A 17,181-nucleotide genomic window follows, 5' to 3' on the forward strand; every position below is an offset into this window, starting at 1 on the left:
ATGACTGCACTCACCGATCGCGAAAAGAGCAGGCAGGGATCGCGAATTCCCATCACCGTTGTGATTGCACTGGTGATCCTCGGTGTGATGGTATTCGCGGCTGTCGCCGGTCGGCTCATAAGCCCTTACGACCCTTACACTCAGGATCTTCTCCGCGGTGTGACCGGTTCCGATCGCACACACTGGTTAGGCACCGACGATATGGGACGCGATGTCCTCTCCCGTTTGATCGACGGTACCGGCCGCTCCGTGCTCGGACCGCTGTGCGTAGCGATGGGAACAGTGATAGCCGGCGCATCCGCGGGGCTGGTCGCCGGATATAACGGCGGTGCACTCGACAACGTCCTCAACCGATTCGCAGACCTCGTGTATGCCCTGCCCGCGCTCCTCGTCGCCATCGTGCTCCTGGGGATTCTCGGCGGGAGCTACTGGCTGACTGTGGCGATTCTGGTTTTCCTGTCAGTACCGAGCGCCATCAGAATAGTCGGCAGTGTGACGCGCGTCCAGGTTCGTCTGCCGTACATCGACTCTGCGAAGACCCTCGGATTGACCGACTCACGGATCATGATCCGCCATGTGCTGCCCAACATCGCGCCCACCGTGCTCGCCGTCTTCCTGCTGGATTTCGTCGGAGCGTTGGTCGCCTTCTCGTCGTTGTCATTTCTCGGTATCGGTATCGCCCCCGGGGCTGCAGATTGGGGATCGATGCTCTCCCAGGGGCAATCGATGATCTCCGAGAACCCCTGGGTCGCAGTTGCCCCCGCAGCCTGTCTCATCCTGACCGGCAGCGCCGCAACTATCTTCGGCGACTGGTTCTTCAAACGGCTGTCAGACTCAGGAGAACGGAAGTAGATGACTGTGGAAGATGTGACAGTACAATCGGAAACGGCCGATGCGAATGGCCCCCTCCTGAAAGTTTCCGGGCTATCGGTGTACGCGAACAGGTCGCAGGTGCTCGTCAGCGATGTCAACATCACGGTCCCCCGAGGCGAGACTCTCGGGATAGTCGGCGAGTCTGGCAGTGGAAAATCGATGGCAGTTCGTTCGCTTGTCGGTTTGCTACCGCCGGGAATCTATGCACGAGGAGCAGCAGATTTCGACGGAATCCCGTTGATCGGCACACGCGAACGTGAACTGCGATCGTTACGGGGCTCCCGAATCAGTCTTTTGATGCAGGACCCGTTCAGCATGCTCAACCCCATCCACACGGTAGGCGAGCACGTGCGGGAGACACTCCCGCCAAATGTCAGAAAAGGCGGACGCCAACAAGTTCGGGCCGAAGTTGCTGCGCGTCTCGCGGAGGTTGGCTTGGATCCCGCCGTCGCACAAAAGTACCCCTTTCAGCTCTCCGGGGGGATGCGGCAACGAGTTGCCATGGCGGCCGCGCTTGCCGGCGATCCGGAGTTGCTGATCGCCGACGAACCGACAACTGCACTGGACGTGACCACCCAGGACGAAGTCCTCCGACTTCTCGCCGGTCTACAGAAGTCACGAAACATGGCGCTCATCTTGATCACTCATGATCTGCACGTGGCGATGGACGTCTGCGATCGGATCCAGGTCATGTACGCCGGACGCGTGGTGGAGGAGGCTACGGTCGCCGATCTTGCCCGCACCCCGACGCATCCCTACACACGTGGGCTGATGTCGGCCAGTCCCCCTGTCGATCGTCGAGTCGAACGGTTGACGTCGATTCCCGGCAGTGTGCCCAGAGCCGCAGCCGTCGAGGCGATCTGCGCATTCGCTGACCGATGCGAATGGTCTGTCGGCGAATGCTTTTCAGCCCGACCAGCTCTTACTCCCATCACGATCGAACACGCTTCGGCTTGCATCCGGATCGATCGGATTCACGACGAGTTTCCCCGCGGTTCCGAGTTCGAACCACCTCTACCTCAACAATCCGAGTCACGATCTTTCGACACCATCGGCCCACCGATAGTCGAGGTTGCGAACGTACACAAGGTATATCGCGCCAAAGCGATGTTCGGCAAGCCCAAGGACTCGCACGCCCTCCGCTGCGTGACTTTCTCGATCCGCGCCGGCGAATCAGTGGGACTGGTAGGTGAATCCGGCTCAGGGAAGACAACTATCGCTCGTGCTCTCCTAGGTCTGGAGCACGTCACCTCCGGCCGGATATCGGCATTCGGCAGAGAGCTCGCGCCCACTGGATCCACTGCGCGAAAAACCAGAGTCGAGTTGGCCCGGGAGATCCAAGTAGTGTTTCAGGATCCGTACGCAGCGCTCAATCCATCCCGAACCATCGGTGCAGCCTTGCGAGAAGCTATAGCCGTACGAACCGGAGCGGACAAACGCGATAGCGATTCCGTAGCCTCGGAAGTCTCGGAGTTACTCGGCAAGGTGGGACTACCAGGCAGCTACGCCGCTCTCCGTCCGGCTGCGCTCTCGGGTGGCGAACGTCAGCGCGCCGTGATTGCCCGGGCAATTGCCGTTCGACCCAGGCTGCTCATCTGCGACGAACCTGTTGCCGCCCTGGACGTGTCCGTGCAGGCCCAAATTCTCGAGCTGCTTCGCTCTATCAGAGCGGAAAACGGGATGAGCATGCTCTTCATCACTCACGACTTAGCAGTCGTGAGGCAGATGACCGATCGAACAGTGGTTCTCTACCGGGGTGAAATCGTAGAAGCCGGCGAGACAGAGGCCGTGCTCGACGCACCAAATCACCAATACACACAACGACTGCTCGCATCGGTTCCATCCTCCATTTCAGCAGTTGTGCAACGTAGTTCAAATGCAATCCCGAGGTAGCACTGCTGGATACGGCGACCGGGCACCCACTCTTGAACTGCCGGCACGCAACACGAATGCCGACCTCGGATTTGCATGGAACATCCGCCGATCCTGCACCTCCCGACGGACCGACACGGATGCACGGACTGCCACAGAAAACACCACTTCGTGAACCCGAAGCCGTGACGCCGAAAGACATCGACGTACAGCATCGCCAAGGCCTTGCAAGGCTGCAGACGATATCCAGCTTGAGATCGGATAGTCGCCGCGTCCGACGAAAGAGGACCACCCACCGTCATCGGCCATCTCGGCGAGCCCGTAGGTCCGTCCCACGTGGCGGGCGAGCACTGTTGCGCGTTGTACCCAGCGCCCGTCATCTACACCCAGTGACGATCCTGGGCGATCCTGCAAACAGGCTGCCGGTTCCGAACACCACGGGCACGGCAGCGAACCTGAGAAGCATTGCCGTCGAACCGTATCGGAGGCCACCCTGCATCTGGTTAGTGGTGGAACGCGTGTCGGCAAACTGCCGACGAAGCTTGCGCCAGCGGCGAACTTTTCGTTCGGAACGTACGTGACTCGTCTGATTTCGGCTCCGTTGAACCCGACGCCTTCCGCCGGTTCGAGTGCCAGTCGGCTGCAGCAATGCTCTTGCCGAACATCGCGTGAGCGTCGTCGGAGGACGCGTCTACTCGTCGGGATCTCTTGGCGAGAAAATTCGGTCCTCCATCATGCCACCAGTCGGGCCGACGATTGCCGGGCCGGCGATTGTAAGGATGATGGGACGCGACTCGGTGGCCTTGGCCATCAGCGATCACCCTCGTCTGAGTACGTGCGCACGATGCGATCAGTGAGAAGTGGAAGGATCTTGTCCGTGCCGATACATATGAAGTGCGGCGATGTTCGGTGCGCTTCGAAGCCGACTTCGTCGATATACATCTCGAGGATGGTTACGTGTAGCGGATTCTCGACGTTGCGGAAGTACTCGTAGCCGAGATTGGCCGGCTCGTTCCGGCTTGCCTCAGCGAGTTGGGCCAGATGGCCGAGCGCCTCGTCCGCGGCTTCCTCGTCCAGCCGGTATTCGGCGATTACCCGAAAGTTCGACGTAGCACGTTGTGTGCTCTCGGTCACGAAACTTCCTCTCTAGTAGTAGATTACGAGCAGAACACAGTGCCGGACTGCAACTCAACGACGATTACGTTCGGTACGGGCCCTGGCGCCTGCTGACGCTTTTCGTGCGGTCGATTCAAGTGTCATCGGGGTGTCAATGTGTACTTCGTGGACAAAAACTCGCGAATTCCTTCGAAGCCGCCTTCTCTTCCGATCCCCGAATGCTTGATGCCGCCGAAAGGCGCTGCTGCATTCGAGACGAGACCGGTGTTGAGGCCCATCATCCCGGTTTGAAGTTTTTCTATCATTCGCTGGCTTCGGCCGACGTTCTCTGTGTAGACATAGCTGACCAAGCCGTACTCGGTGTTGTTGGCAATGTGCACGGCCTCGTCCTCGGACGAAAAGCGAGTTATTGCCAGCACTGGTCCGAATATCTCTTCGTTCACCATCCGAGCTTCGGGCCCGATCTTGTCGATCACGGTCGGTTGAAAGAAGTTGCCTGGGCCGACGATGGCCTGACCTCCGGTGACAATCTCCGCGCCGGTGTCCACTGCGTCAGCGACGAGACCTTCTGTCTTCGCGATGGCGTTCTTGTCGACCAGTGCGCCGATGTCGTAACCTTCGTCGGCCCCACGACCAATTTTCAACGCAGCAACCCTTTCACTTACTCGACGAACAAATTCGTCGGCCACGGAATCGTGTACCAATATGCGGTTTGCGGCGGTACATGCCTGACCGATGTTGCGGAATTTTGCGAGCATCACGCCGTCGACCGCTCGGTCGATATCTGCGTCCTCAAAAACCAGGAAGGGTGCGTTGCCGCCGAGCTCCATCGAAGTACGCAATACGTTCTGCGCAGCAGCTTCGAGGAGTTTGACGCCAACCGCCGTCGAGCCTGTGAAGCTCAGCTTGCGAAGGCGTGGATCCGATAGCAGGGCACTGGACTGAGCGCTGGGATTCGACGTGGGCACTACGTTCACCACACCCGGCGGAAGTCCTGCCTCTTCCAGCAGCTGCACCAGGTAGATCGTGGTCAGCGGAGTGAGTTCCGCCGGCTTGATGATAGTGGTGCAACCGGCGGCGAGTGCCGGAGCAATCTTGCGGGTTGCCATCGCGAGTGGGAAGTTCCATGGTGTGATGAAGTAGCAGGGCCCCACAGGGAGGTGCGACACTGTGATGTTGCCTGACCCCTCGGGGTTTCGGCGATAGTCTCCGCTGACGCGTACGGCTTCCTCGGAGTACCACCGAAGGAACTCTCCACCGTAAACGACCTCACCGCGCGCTTCGGCGATCGGCTTCCCCATTTCCAGGGCGATGAGCAGAGCAAACTCTTCTTTGCGATCCATCAGCAAGTCGAATGCTCTGCGGAGGATGTCCGAACGTAGGCGGCTAGGTGTTTCGGCCCACTCTTGTTGTGCTGCAACGGCTGAATCGAGGGCGCGAATGGCGTCGTCGACCGTTGCGTCGGCAATCGTCTTGATCACATGCCCGGTTGCGGGGTCTTCGACGGTGAAGGTCGCGCCCGAACTCGATGTCGCCCATGTTCCGCCGACGCCGATACCGGTTTCGACACGGTTGAGTAGGTCCTGTTCATGTGGCTTCAATGTCATGACTGGCTTTCCTTTGTGGCTGAGGTCGGGGCGTTCGTACGGAATCCGTCGGCCACGACGCGTAGACCTTCGCGTAGCAGTTCGTCCGAAATTGCGAGCGGAGGGAGAAATCGGATGACGTTTCCGTAGGTGCCGCAAGTAAGAACCACTACGCCATGATCCGCGGCGAATTTTGCGACGGAATCGGTCAGCGCCGGGTTCGGATCTGTGCTGTCGGGGTGTACTACTTCGATGGCCTTCATCGCGCCGCGGCCTCGGATGTCACCAATACGGTCGTCCGAGGCGCCCAGTTCGGTGAAGACCTCATCGATGATCGCCGCGATTTCACGTGCACGAACAACCAGGTTGTTCTTTTCGTACGTTTCGATTGTGGAGAGCGCCGCGGCGCAGGAGATTGGGTTTCCGGCGTAGGTGCCCCCGAGAGCGCCGGATTGTGGTGAATCCATGATCTCTGCGCGGCCAGTGACCGCGGCCAGTGGCAATCCACCCGCGATACCTTTTCCTGTTGCGATGAGATCAGGTACGACTCGCTCGTGGTTCGCAGCGAAGAGATCACCGGTACGGGCGAACCCGGTTTGGACTTCGTCGAGGATGAATACGACGCCGTTGGCAGTTGCCCATTCGGATAGAGCAGGCAGAAAACCGGTCGCGGGTTCGATGAATCCACCCTCGCCCTGGATGGGCTCGATGACGATTGCTGCGAGATTGGAAGCGCCGACCTGTCTTTCGATCTGCAGGAGCGCAATTTCTGCCGCCGCCACTCCGCTCAGCCCATCGCGATATGGGTACGAGGTTGGAACACGGTAGATCTCGGGCGTGAACGGACCGAAGCCGTTTTTGTAAGGGGTGTTCTTCGCAGTCATGCCCAAGGTGAGGTTGGTTCTGCCGTGGAACGCGTGATCGAAGACCACAACCGCATGTTTGTTGGTGAAGGAGCGTGCGATCTTGATCGCGTTCTCGACGGCTTCGGAACCGGTGTTGAACAGTGCTGTGCGCTTCTCGTGGTCACCGGGGGTGATCGAGTTGAGCTTCTCGGCGACCGCAACGTAGCCGTCGTATGGGGTGACGGTGAAGCAGGTGTGAGTGAACAGTTTCGCTTGGCGAGTTATGGCTTCGACAACGGCTGGAGCTGAATTGCCGACGCCGGTGACGGCAATGCCCGAACCGAGATCGATCAGAGAATTGCCGTCGGCATCGATCAAGATCCCGCCTCCGGCTGCGACGATCGATATGGGTACAACGTGCCCTACACCGGCCGCAACGGCCGCCTCTTTTCGACGCATAAGCACCTGCGATTGCGGTCCTGGAATTGCGGTTACGAGTTCTCTATGTTGCGACACCAGCGGGCCGCCCGTTACTGACGAGACTGACAATTCGTTCCTCATTTTCGTGTTGTCGATAGTGAGCGTCAGAGCCAGCGCGGAGCTGTCGGGGCTGTGCCGATCTCGCGGCCCGACGTGTCGACCGCGGACACTGCGATGTTTCTGCGGCCGGTCACCCACATCAGCAGATTCGGAAGCGACCCGGACACCGCCGTGCGTGCCGTGGTCGAATCGGCGGTGGTGATGTGACTCGAAGCCGGTTCGAACTCTTCACCGGTGTCCGCAACTGTCATGTGCACGCGATAGTCGTCTCGGGTGGCCCACGTATCCAGGACATTGTGAATTATTCGTCGCTGCACCGCTGGCGGTATGTCCGCTGCACTCGCCGAATAGTTGAGATCGATTGCGTGTAACCACAATTCGCGAGATCGCATCCACACTGTATCGACGACCGGTATCCGCACACCTTGAGCGTTGCTCACCTCGGTAGACCAGCGATTGTCGGGGACTGCGCTCCAGGCGATTTCGAGCGCTCTCGCCTCCCTGTCGCAGAGTTCACGGAGTTCGACATTTGACAGTGGTGCTGCACTGCCGATTTCCCGGCTCCGCGCATGGGCAGACTCGTACATCGGTTTCTCGATGCCTGTCGTCGCCCAATCCACCAGGCGGCCGAGGGCGCGGGCGTTGAAACCGACGTGCGCGATCACGTGCGCGCGAGTCCATCCTGGAAGCAACGAGGGTCCACGTAGTTCGTTGTCACCGAGTTCACGCAACGTCCGGTCGAAGTGCGTTTGTCCGGCTTTCACGTAGCCGAGATCGACGGCGAGTTCGTCAGCCGGCTCTCGCATCACGTTCACGGCATTCTCCTTCACAAGATTACGAGTAATTCTTCAGCGAGTCGGTCGGGCATCATGGGTTAGGTTTCCTCCGAGTATTGTTGCGACGACGTCGATCTCCGATATGTTTGGCGCGGTGAGCGGCGACGACGAGAACACGGCGAAGTCCGCAAGTTTTCCCCGTTCGAGGGTGCCTTTGTCGTCGATCTGACCGGTCGCGCGCGCAGCCCATTCCGTGTGCGTTCGAAGGGCTTCCTCCGGTGTGATCGCCTCGTTCGAGCCCAGGACGAATCCGGTGTCGGTACGACGATCGACGGCCGACTGCATACCTCTACGAAGATTGTTGTCGGCGACAGGAAGGTCTGATGAGCCTGCGAGTATTGCTCCCGCATCGATGACTGATCGCCCACGGTAGAGCCACGGTTCACGGTCGGTCCCGACAAGATCGACAATCTGATCGCCGAGCGGCCCGATGAAACCTGCCTGGGGGGTCACAGCAATAGCAAGATCGCCGGCACGCCGCACTTGATCCGGTCGAGCGATGCCGAAATGTTCGATACGGCACGGAGCTGTGTGGCGGCCGTAGCTCTTCTGTGCCTCCTCGATCAGGTCCAGGGCCAGGTCTATTGCTGCGTCTCCGATTGCATGCAGCGCAAGCGGCCACCCCGATCGATATGCCGCGAGTGCACGCTCTCGATACAGTTCCGGCGTGTCGAGGAGGTAGCCCCGGTTGTGTTCGTGGCCGCAGAAGTCCTCTGTCACAGCGGCGGTCGCCCCGAGCAAAGAGCCGTCGAGGAAAACCTTGACGTGCCCCAACTGAAGGTGGGAATCGCCGAAGCCGTAACGAATCCCGAGGTCCAAGCCCACTCCTGTCCCCTCGCCGCAGAAGTCCGAAGCGTTCGCGGCAAGGGGATGAAGGGCGTCGATTGCCGGCATCAACTGTGCACGGGCGTGCAGATGATTGCGATCTGCGGCCGATTGATAGGCCGCGATTTCGATGGAGCTGTGGCCGATCCAACCGCCACCGACACCGGCTTCTGTGAAGCTTGTTATCCCCTGTGCAGCAAAGCGTTTGGTTGCTTCGTCGATTGCCTCAGCGAGCCGCTCGGTGGAGTAGGGCAAGAGCAACGCCTGCACCAAACCTTGCGCCGACTCTTCAACGACACCGGTAGGGCGGCCCTCGTCATCCCGCACGACGACACCTCCGACGGGAACTTCGAACCCGTCGTCAAGCGCACCGATGAGACGCAACGTAGCGGTGTTCGCAATCGCAGCGTGACCAGAGATGTGCCGTAAGTACAGTGGCCGGTCTCCCGTCACGGCGTCGAGCCGATCGATAGCAGGGAATTCGCCGCCATAGTGCCCCTGGTTGAAACCTGTGCCGTGGACCCAGGCATCGGCGTCATCACCGATACGCTCTACTTCGGCCTCGATCAGCCTGTAGAGATCCTCGAGACTGGCGGCGCGGCTGAGGTCTATCGACGCCAATCCAAGTCCCCACCAGACGGTGTGACAATGAGCGTCGATCAGACCGGGCGTCACACAGGCGTCTGCGAAGTCCAGGGTTCGTATCGCCTCGATACCGGCGACCTCGTCGTCGAACCCGACGATACGGTCACCGATTACCCCGACAACCGAAGCGATCGGCCGATGAGGATCCATGGTGATGATTTCGCGCGCCCGCACAATGAGATCGAGTTGCATAAGAGAAATGTCCTTGTCCAGTAATCGAGCCGCGTCTGATCCAGCGGTACGAGGTGCGATGTTTCGCACACCAGCCGCGCTACGTTTCTCAGTGCTTGAAGCCGGGAAGGTCCACGCTGAATTTCGGCGCGATCGCTCCTGCCGATGCGGTGATCAACGAGATCAGCGCGAGAACCAACGCAGCTGGCCACCAGTGATCATGAGCTGCAGCTACGAGGCTGGTAACCAGAAGTGGAACGAATCCTGCAATCATCGCGGCGGTGTTGTTCGCGACGGCAACACCTGTGAATCGGGTTCGCGCCGGAAAGAGTCCGGTCAGAACAGCTCCTGTACCTGCGTAGGGAAACGACAACGTCGCCACTGCCAACGTCATCGACAGAACGATGAGCACGGGAACGCCCGAAGTCAGTAGCAGAAAGGCCGGCAGAGCGACTACGGCAGAGGCGATCCCGCCCCACAAGATCACTCGACTCGAACCGAACCGCGCGCCCAACCGCCCGCTCAACAAGATCACGAAGATCTCGACTACGGCCGCGACGATAGTTCCGAGCAGCATCAACGATCGGCTGTATCCGAGTACGTTCACTCCGTACCACACACAGAATGTCGTGACGAGGTAGAACCCGCCCATTCCGAGAAGTGAAGCCGCCATTCCGATCAGAATCTGACGCCAGCTGTGTTTGAAGGCTGTGCTCACGGGATTGGTCGCCAACTCCCCAGCTTCCTCGAGCTGACGGAAGACAGGGGATTCTTCGAGTTTGCGCCGAATGTAAACCGCGACAAGAAGTAACGGTAACGAGAGGAGGAAGGGAATGCGCCAACCCCAGGATTCGAAGTTCTGCTGCGAAATTGCAATGGTGACCAGAAAAAATCCACCAGAAGACAGAATTGTTCCGATCGGAGATCCGATGAGGGGAATCACTGCGTATCGCGCCCGCATATGCAGTGGCGCGTTCTCCACCACCAGGGTCAAGGCACCTGACCATTCCCCTCCTACGAAAAGTCCCTGCACGATTCTCAGCAGCACGAGCAGCACCGGCGCCGCGATGCCGATCGCTGCGTAGGTGGGCAGTATGCCGATCAACGCGGTAATGATGCCGATACCGACGATGGTGATCATCAGCGTCTTTCGGCGGCCGATCCGATCGCCCATTGCACCGAAGACAATGCCGCCGATCGGTCGGGCCGCTACCCCTACTCCGAAAGTGGCGAACGAGGCAAGTGCGGCCAAGGTTGCGTTGCCGCTGGTGAAGTACTGAACATTGAACACGAGAGCGGCCGCGGCACTGAACAGGAAGAAGTCGTAATACTCGAGCACGGAACCGACCAGAGCGCCGAGTGCGACCTTGTTTGCGCTCTTCTTGTCGAGCTCATGAACGGCTCCGAACTCGATCGACGTCGATTGTGTGTACGTCATAACTCTCCATCAGGGATGAGGGATTCGGTCTGCTTCTGTCCCCAGGGGATTTCGGCCTGCCGCAAGCATTTCAGGTTATTCGCTCACTGTCCCTAGGCATTCCCCGCCGATTAGCGCTGCGAATTTGTGCATATGCCCTATTCTGACTTGGTGAACCATTTCGCCCCTTCACGACCGGGCAACGAGCCGGACGCCCGCGACTCAGGAAGATGGCAAGAGCTGCTCGACAGCCTCGACGTCGCCGAACTGACCGACACCTTCGTCAAACGTGTCGCCTCGATCGCGGGCTACGACTCGTCGCCGCTACCGACGTCCGAGATCGAACGCACAGGCCGGATGGCCTTCTCCGCCATGCTCCAAGGTCTGCGCGCGGGAGGTCTGCCCGATTTCGTCCCCGTCGCAAACGATGTCGGCATCTCTCGTGCACGGGCAGGGATCCCCATCACCTCATTGATGACCGCGATCCGATTGGACTACAACGTGCTGTGGGAGGCCCTCACCTCCGCGTCGTCAGCGAGGGATGCCGAACTGTTGGTCCGACACACGTGGATCGTGCTTCGCACCGTCGACGAGTACGCCGCACAGACACAAGCGGCCTACATGGCCGAACGAGAACGCATGCTGAGAGAGGAATCGTCTGCGCTGCAAGGACGCATCGCAAACCTGTTCCAGGATCCCCGATCCACAGACGCAGATCAACTGGATGCAATTGCAGCCGAACTCCGAATCCCACAACGCGCCCCCCTTCTGGTCATCGGAGCTGCCGGTGACGACATCCCGGCGCTACGAGTGTTCATCTCCGAAACCGAGCGCTCCGGACGAACGGTGTACACCCACTACCTCGGCGACGTCCTGATTGCCTTCACACGCAGATTCGACCTCGACGGACCGCAAGTCACCGATGTCGGCCGGAACCTCCTCAAGCTTCGAGTCGGAATTGTCAACGCCGACACCGGTCTGTCAGCCCTTCGCGCGGCGGCCAATACCGCACGAGCTCTCACACGAACAATCACCAGCGAAGACCACGCGGCTCTCACCTGGGACCGAGGGTGGGCGAGACTGGCCAAACTAGGCCTACAAGAATCAGGAAACGGGCTACTCACCGACGTAGATGACGCCTTGGCGACCTGCGGAGACGCGGAGCGGGCCCGTCTCGAAGAATGCGTGCGCAGCTATCTGAAAACAGGCAGTATCGGGGAATCGGCAAACGAGCTGTTCTGTCACCGCAACACCGTGTCCAATCGCCTTCATCGATTTGCAAAACTCACCGGTTTGGACCCCACGATTCCTGAACAATCCGCGAGACTCGTAGTGGGTTGGGCATAGAAGCACTCGAAACCCCTTCCCCTTTTACCTTCTCGGGGCGATCGCTGTCGGAGGCATCACGCAACGAACTGTATGGGCGAGGTAGCTCTGCGTGCGCTGGGAGGCTGCCCGGTAACGCGTTTGAAAGCGCGGCTGAACGCAGCTTGAGAGGTGTAACCAAGACTTCGAGCCATGGCTTCCACCGACATCGTGTCCTGGGCCAGCCACTGGCTGGCAAGAAGCATTCTCAGTTCCGTCGCGTACCGCAGAGGCGGTACGCCGATCATCGCATGGAAGCGCTCCGCGAACACCGATCGGGACACATGGCACTGCGATGCCAACTCCGCTACCGTCCAATGATGTCCGGGATCCCGGTGGACAGCCAAGATGGCTCCCGCCAGTCGCGGATCGCGCAGCGCAGCCACCAGTCCAGAGGCATTGTCGCAGCCACATTCAACCCACCCTCGCACGATCATCGCAGCCACGACTTCAGCGAGACGCGCTGAAACACCAGCAAAACCGACACGCGCCGAACAGGTCTCACGCCTCATCGCAGCAAGGATCGGTAAAAGTCCGGGATATCGCTCCCCCTGGGCGTCGGCGATCATGATCTCGGGCATGATACGACTCAGGCCTTGCATCCCGCCAAGATCGAATTCCATGTAACCGGTGAACAATACGGCGCTGGGAGACAGGTCGGCGGCGAGGCCGACATTCACGTCCCCCACCGCATCACCGAGGGGTTCGGAGTCGTAGCTGTCGATGCCCTGAACCACTACGCCCGGCCCGGACAGCCACTGATGGGGTCGACCGTGCGGGATGAACACAGCGTTACCCGCTGACAGTTCGTGGACGGTGCCGTTCTCGGCACGCAGGAACGCGTGACCGACTGCGAGAAAGTGGAAATAGGCACGGCCCGGTTTCGCAGCGAAGCCGATGCCGAATCGCGGACCGGCATGAACGCGACGGTACTGCACTCCACGCAACCGCATACTCGTCAACAGTTCGCTGATGAGGTCGGAGGACGAGGCGAACGTCCCGGCAGCCGACTCGGCCGGACTCTTGATCAAAACGGCCGGATCCTCAGTCATAGATCATCCTGAAAGTCGTATCTAGTGTTGACTCAAAGCCTTTCATGCGATCCAGGAGAAGTACAACCGTTGTCCAGTGATGTATGCAGCACCGCGCCCGATACCCGACCAGTCCGAGCAGCCGCAGTTGTCGACCCGCCACCGCTGCCGGTAACACCGAAGTGGATGGCGGTGATGTCACTGGCCCTGGGCGTATTCGGACTGCTTACGGCCGAGTATCTTCCGGCCAGTCTGTTGACCCCGATTGCCGATGATTTGGGTGTGCCGGAAGCACTGGTGGGCCAAGCAGTCACCGTCACGGCTGGAGCAGCAATCCTCTCTGGACTACTGACGGCAAGCCTGACACGACGGATGGACCGGCGGATTGTTCTGCTCAGCTTCACTGTGCTGATGATCGCATCGAACTCGCTCGTGGCCCTGGCCCCGAACATGGTGGTGCTGTTGGCGATGCGGATCCTGCTCGGCATTGCGTTAGGTGGTTTCTGGAGCATGGCGGCTGCCACGGCGATGCGCCTGGTACCGGAATCGTCGGTACCTCGCGCTGTATCAATCATTTTCAGCGGTATCGCCGTAGCAACCATCGTGGCCGTGCCGCTCGGTAGTTACCTCGGTGAACTGTCCGGTTGGCGCAGTGCCTTTTGGGCCACCGCAGCCCTCGGGGTCCTGACGCTTGCCTTCCAGCTGTTCGCGTTGCCCCCGATGGCACCGCGGCACGAGGCACGGTTGAGAACTTTGTGGTCGGTGTTGGTACATCCACGCTTCGGGATCGGCATCGTCGGCATGTTGCTCGTCCATATCGGGCACTATGCACTGTTCACCTACATTCGGCCGGCGCTCGAAACCATGGTCAATGTCGGCACCTCCACCTTGACTGTTCTATTGTTCGCCTTCGGAGTGGCGAACTTGGCAGGCACACTTGTCGCCGGATGGCTCCTCCAACTCAGCCTGCGTCTGACATTGGCGCTGATGCCCTTACTGATCGGGATAGCTGCCCTAGGTCTGGCACTGGTGCCTGCAACTCAGAGCGTAAGCGCAGCCTTGGTGGTGTTGTGGGGCTTGGCATTCGGCGGAGTTTCGGTGGCGTGGTCGACGTGGGCGACCAGGACCGTGCCCGACAAGGCGGAAAGTGCAGGCGGGATCGTGGTGGTCGGTGTCCAGTCCGGAATCGCTGCAGGTGCCGCAGCAGGCGGTGCGATGTTCGGAGCCGGGGGTGCCATGGCGGTGTTCTCGGTTTTCGGAGTCGTGCTGATTGCGTCAGCATTGTTCATCACATTGTCCGTGAAGAACCCCGATCACCTTGCGTGACATCGGTTACCTGCATCCGACAGCAGACTGGGACTACGAATCAGCGAGGTCAGCTGATCGGTGCGCGAGCAGCGTGATCTGGCCCGGTCAACTCTCGAACAGCTTCCGCGCCTCGAGCTTCGCCGCGAACGACAGAAGACCAGCCTCGGTGTGTGGGCGTCCGACGAGCTGTACACCGACAGGTAGACCGTCGACGTCGGCTGCTGGAATGGACACTGCGGGCAGTCCGATGAGACTCCACGGCGCGGTGAGTGAGAGTAAACCACTTGGAACGTCGACCGGCTGATCCTCGACACTCACCCGACGGCTGAACAGCGGCGGTGCCGAAAAGGGAATCGTAGGCAGCGCAATGAAATCGACCGCACTGAGTAGCTGAGCAACACCTACATGGAACTGTTCACGAATCGCGATCGCCTGCAAGAACTGCGAATCGGTGTACGTGCCGCCCATCTCGAGACGCTCACGCACCTCTGGGTCGTAGAGATCGGGTGCGAGACTGAGCCGTTCGGCGTGGACCGCGTGAGCTTCACGCCCTTGGATGACACGATAGGAGAAGCGAAGTGCCTCCGCGCCGTGGATATCTATTTCGTCGGTGAGAAATGGTGCGACCAGATCGCGGGCAGAACGGGCAATCGATGGTTGAGTGGCATGAATTGATCTCGGCGATATCCAGCGAACGCGCACACCGGCGACGGAAGTGCACTCGGCCGGTGGTGAGAAATCGTCGATCAACGCCGACAGTACGACGTGTGCATCAGCCGCACAGCGAGCCAGAACGCCCACAGTGTCCATCGAACTGGCCAGAGGAAGTACTCCGTGCGTGCTGATCGTCCCTTGTGTGGGGCGAATGCCGACGACGCCGCAGTATGCGGCGGGGATTCGCACGGAACCACCGGTATCGGTGCCGAGTGCGACTGGAACGATGCCGGCAGCGACGGCGGCCGCCGAACCGCTACTCGACCCTCCGGACATGTGCCCTAATGCATGTGGGTTACGAGTGGGTCCAGTTGCAGCACGATCCCCCGTCGGACCGTTCGCGAATTCATGCGTCGTCGTCTTCCCGATCACTATCGCACCTGCTCGTCTGAGCCGCTCGACGCAATCTGCATCGCGAGCGGCGATCCGATTCACGAAATGACGCGAACTGGCGGTCGTCGGCAGACCTCGTACATCGATCATGTCCTTCACCGCTATCGGCACCCCGTGCAGCGGACCCCGGTCAGCACCTGCGGCCAATTCTCGATCGGCTGCGGTTGCGGCTGCACGAGCTCCGGCCACGTCGATGGTGACGAACGCGTTGATTGTCGATTGCGAGCGCTCGGCCTCCTCGATAGCAATCCCGATCAAGTCCGCTGACGTGACCCGACGTGCCCGAAGGTCCGCAGCCAGGTCCGTGATGGTTCTTCGGCTGAAGTAGCCGCCAGTCGCGGATACGTGGACGCCCGAAGGGGGATTCTCCGTCATGCCGCCGACACGGTGAGCGCCGCGATGGCCTCGCGGAAGGGTTCGATCGGGGCGATGAGCAGACCGGCGCCCGCGTGTCCGCCTTCACGCAGGGCGGCACCCATGTGGATACGTGGAGTGATCGCGGTGGAAACCACACGTGCCGCGTCGATTCCGAACGGAACGCCACGAAACCCTAGATACGGAATCTTCCACTGGGGGTGCTCGGTGTGAGTAATGCCGTACATTGCCTCCGTCGTTTCGACCATGTTCTGCGCTGATCCGCCGCTGTAATCCTGGAGCGAAAAGGCTGCCGCCGCTGAAAGGCCGCCGAGCCCCACCGTCTCGGTGATCAGGCTCTCCCCGCCCATGTACGCAGTATCCTCAGCGGTGATCCCGTCGAAATATTTCGCCTGCAACGTGGGAATCGGCGCGCGAAACCATCGCTGGCCGGTGCCAGCTGTACGAATCGCGAACTCCTTCCCGCTCAACGCCATAGCGGTGACGATGCTGCTGTGCGGTGTATCGCTGGCGGTTGTCGCGACGCTCTTGCCCGTCGCCATCGCGACATGGAGAAAGAACAGGTCGTTCCGACTGAGAAAGTTCAGAACGTCGCGGGTTGCTGCGGTGAAGCCATTGGCCTCGAGAACAGACTCGCAGATCTGCTCGAAGAACACCGCTGTTGCCGCTGTATTACGGCTGTGCAAGTCATCGCCCATACCGAGGGCACGCCGAATGATGGGACTGGTGTGTAGACCGCCGTTGTGTCGTAGTGCCGCTGAGAGGGCTGGGCCGAGCACGTCCTTGATCCAGGTCAATTGTTGATGTACAGCCTCGTTCCATACCCCGTAGGTGAGGCGCTCGCGGGCACTTCCCTCGTAGAGAACGCAGTGTCCGCGCGAACCCGACATCGAATCTTCGACAACGAGGACAGGCATCGACGCCGTCGTCACCCCGGTCAGCGAGCCTACGCACCCGTAGTCATGGCACGGCCGGACGAGGATGTCTCCCGCATGCAGGAGAGCGTCGGCCTCTTCCACCGAGTTCGCGAGCCCCTCGAAAAGTGCTGCTCCCAGTATCGCTCGGCGCTGGCCTCCTTCGTATGCAGGCCAGGGCAACGGGGCTCCCGAGGTGAGGATGGTGTGGCGGGTCATGCCGGGCAGCGCATCGAGTGCCGGGGTGACATCGATCAGGACGGGGTCTGCTTGCAGCATCGCATTCACTGCGACCGTATTTGCATGAATTCGCCTGTCCGACAATAGGTCTTGCATAGAATCCGCCTTTTGCTCG

General features: G+C 60.2%; 13 protein-coding genes. 4 read left to right on the forward strand and 9 right to left on the reverse strand.

The features are described from left to right. Positions 1 to 852 (forward strand): ABC transporter permease, encoded by an 852-nt coding sequence (locus ACVZUB_RS26230; protein ID WP_047272016.1) that lies wholly within the window; start codon positions 1 to 3, stop codon positions 850 to 852. Beyond that, on the forward strand, positions 853 to 2,766 hold the full coding sequence (locus ACVZUB_RS26235; RefSeq protein WP_482627892.1) for a dipeptide ABC transporter ATP-binding protein: 1,914 nt from the start codon (positions 853 to 855) through the stop codon (positions 2,764 to 2,766). It abuts the gene before it with no gap. 789 nt (positions 2,767 to 3,555) lie between these two features. Here the strand turns inward: ACVZUB_RS26235 and ACVZUB_RS26240 are convergent. The 6 genes from ACVZUB_RS26240 to ACVZUB_RS26265 all read right to left on the reverse strand — a co-directional run bounded on the left by ACVZUB_RS26240 (position 3,556) and on the right by ACVZUB_RS26265 (position 10,747). Continuing rightward, positions 3,556 to 3,879, reverse strand: coding sequence for a putative quinol monooxygenase (locus ACVZUB_RS26240; protein WP_083056531.1), 324 nt, complete (start codon positions 3,877 to 3,879; stop codon positions 3,556 to 3,558). A 122-nt stretch (positions 3,880 to 4,001) separates the two neighbouring features. Continuing rightward, entirely contained in the window at positions 4,002 to 5,468 is a 1,467-nt protein-coding gene (locus ACVZUB_RS26245; protein ID WP_083056529.1) for an NAD-dependent succinate-semialdehyde dehydrogenase, read from the reverse strand. Further along, positions 5,465 to 6,853, reverse strand: a complete 1,389-nt coding sequence (gabT, locus tag ACVZUB_RS26250) for a 4-aminobutyrate--2-oxoglutarate transaminase (RefSeq protein WP_083056527.1) — start codon at positions 6,851 to 6,853, stop codon at positions 5,465 to 5,467. Before gabT ends, ACVZUB_RS26245 begins: the two co-directional genes overlap by 4 nt. A 23-nt stretch (positions 6,854 to 6,876) precedes the next feature. Further along, a complete protein-coding gene (locus tag ACVZUB_RS26255; protein WP_235867987.1) occupies positions 6,877 to 7,638 on the reverse strand; it encodes a maleylpyruvate isomerase family mycothiol-dependent enzyme in 762 nt (253 codons plus the stop codon). A gap of 42 nt (positions 7,639 to 7,680) precedes the next feature. Then, positions 7,681 to 9,330, reverse strand: coding sequence for an amidohydrolase (locus ACVZUB_RS26260; protein ID WP_083056523.1), 1,650 nt, complete (start codon positions 9,328 to 9,330; stop codon positions 7,681 to 7,683). A gap of 88 nt (positions 9,331 to 9,418) precedes the next feature. Then, entirely contained in the window at positions 9,419 to 10,747 is a 1,329-nt protein-coding gene (locus ACVZUB_RS26265) for an MFS transporter (RefSeq protein ID WP_054827038.1), read from the reverse strand. 150 nt (positions 10,748 to 10,897) lie between these two features. On the opposite strand from ACVZUB_RS26265, the gene ACVZUB_RS26270 reads away from it, so the two are divergent. Next, positions 10,898 to 12,073, forward strand: a complete 1,176-nt coding sequence (locus tag ACVZUB_RS26270; protein WP_197686823.1) for a PucR family transcriptional regulator — start codon at positions 10,898 to 10,900, stop codon at positions 12,071 to 12,073. A gap of 56 nt (positions 12,074 to 12,129) precedes the next feature. Here ACVZUB_RS26270 and ACVZUB_RS26275 read toward each other — a convergent pair whose 3' ends face one another. Next, positions 12,130 to 13,143: an AraC family transcriptional regulator gene (locus tag ACVZUB_RS26275; RefSeq protein ID WP_083056519.1), complete on the reverse strand. Its 1,014-nt coding sequence runs from the start codon at positions 13,141 to 13,143 to the stop codon at positions 12,130 to 12,132. Between the two features lie 174 nt (positions 13,144 to 13,317). On the opposite strand from ACVZUB_RS26275, the gene ACVZUB_RS26280 reads away from it, so the two are divergent. Then, the gene (locus ACVZUB_RS26280) at positions 13,318 to 14,448 is read left to right on the forward strand and encodes an MFS transporter (protein ID WP_197686822.1); all 1,131 of its coding nucleotides are present in this window, start codon (positions 13,318 to 13,320) and stop codon (positions 14,446 to 14,448) included. A gap of 87 nt (positions 14,449 to 14,535) precedes the next feature. On the opposite strand, the gene ACVZUB_RS26285 is transcribed toward ACVZUB_RS26280, so the two are convergent. Both ACVZUB_RS26285 and ACVZUB_RS26290 read right to left on the reverse strand, forming a co-directional pair. After that, entirely contained in the window at positions 14,536 to 15,912 is a 1,377-nt protein-coding gene (locus ACVZUB_RS26285; protein ID WP_083056515.1) for an amidase, read from the reverse strand. Next, on the reverse strand, positions 15,909 to 17,105 hold the full coding sequence (locus ACVZUB_RS26290) for a YlbE family protein (RefSeq protein ID WP_172403432.1): 1,197 nt from the start codon (positions 17,103 to 17,105) through the stop codon (positions 15,909 to 15,911). The genes ACVZUB_RS26285 and ACVZUB_RS26290 overlap by 4 nt, the downstream gene beginning before the upstream one ends. Between the last annotated feature and the right edge of the window lie 76 nt (positions 17,106 to 17,181).

Source organism: Rhodococcus sp. OS5 (genome assembly GCF_056837585.1).